This window comes from Paracraurococcus ruber (genome assembly GCF_004353985.1).
GTDB lineage: Bacteria > Pseudomonadota > Alphaproteobacteria > Acetobacterales > Acetobacteraceae > Paracraurococcus > Paracraurococcus ruber.
Window position 1 is genome coordinate 1 of record NZ_SMOA01000603.1, and the last position, 1,025, is coordinate 1,025.

Consider the following 1,025-nt stretch of genomic DNA (forward strand, 5'->3'; position numbering starts at 1 on the left):
GTCCGGGCGCCCCCAGCCGACCGCGCGCGGATGGCCGGCCGCATCGGCCGGGGCCTGCCGCGCGCGCGGGGCCGGGCGCGGCACGGCCCTAGGGACCGGGGCGCAGCACATAGCCGCGGTGCCGCACTGTGTGCAGGAAGCGCGGCTCGCGCGGATCGGGCTCGATCTTGCGGCGCAGCCGCGTCACCTGCACATCCACCGCGCGCTCCCCGGCCTCGGGCGTGCCGAGCGCGGCGGCGATCTCCTCGCGGCTCAGCACCTCCCCGGCGCGGCGGGCCAGCGCCGCCAGCAGCGCCGCCTCCCCGCCGGTCAGCCGGACATTGCCTTCCGGCCCACGCAGCTCCGACCTCTCGGCATCGAACCAGCGCATGCCGAGCTGCACCGGCGCCGCCGGCAGCAGCGACGGCGCGGGCGGCGCCGCACGGCGCAGGATGGTGCGGATGCGCAGCGCCAGCTCGCGCGGGTCGAAGGGTTTCGCCAGATAGTCGTCGGCGCCCATCTCGAAGCCCGCCACGCGGTCATCGGGACCGCCGCGCGCCGTCAGCATCAGCACCGGCACGTCCTTGCCCTCGCGGCGCAGCGATTCCACCAGCTCCAGCCCGCTCTCGCCCGGCATCATCACGTCCAGCACCAGCAGGTCGAAGGCCATGGCGCCCAGCGCGCCGCGGGCGGCGGCGGCATCGGCGGCGGCGGTCACCCGGAAGCCCTGCTCCGCCAGGTAGCGCTGCAGCAGGGCGCGCAGCCGGGCATCGTCGTCCACCACGAGGAGATGGGCGTTGTCGGCGGCATAGTCGGCCGGCATGTCGAGCGTCGTCCCCCTCAGCTATCGTCCGGCTGTCCCGCGGCGCCAGGTCGATGGGGGCCCAAGGCACCCCGCGACAACACCCGCCGAACGCCGCCGCAAGCCCGCCCATCCCCCGGCGGCCCCCCGGCGGCCGCAGGCTCGCACAGCGCCGGCCGCGGCGCGAGAGGCGAGAGGAGGCCCGGGGCAGCGGGGCCGGCGCGGCGCGGTCAGCCGGTGCGGG

General features: G+C 77.7%; 1 protein-coding gene. It reads right to left on the minus strand.

From position 1 onward, the window contains the following. Window positions 1–88 precede the first annotated feature (88 nt). Window positions 89–802, minus strand: coding sequence for a response regulator (locus tag E2C05_RS32030; protein ID WP_133223628.1), 714 nt, complete (start codon window positions 800–802; stop codon window positions 89–91). Between the last annotated feature and the right edge of the window lie 223 nt (window positions 803–1,025).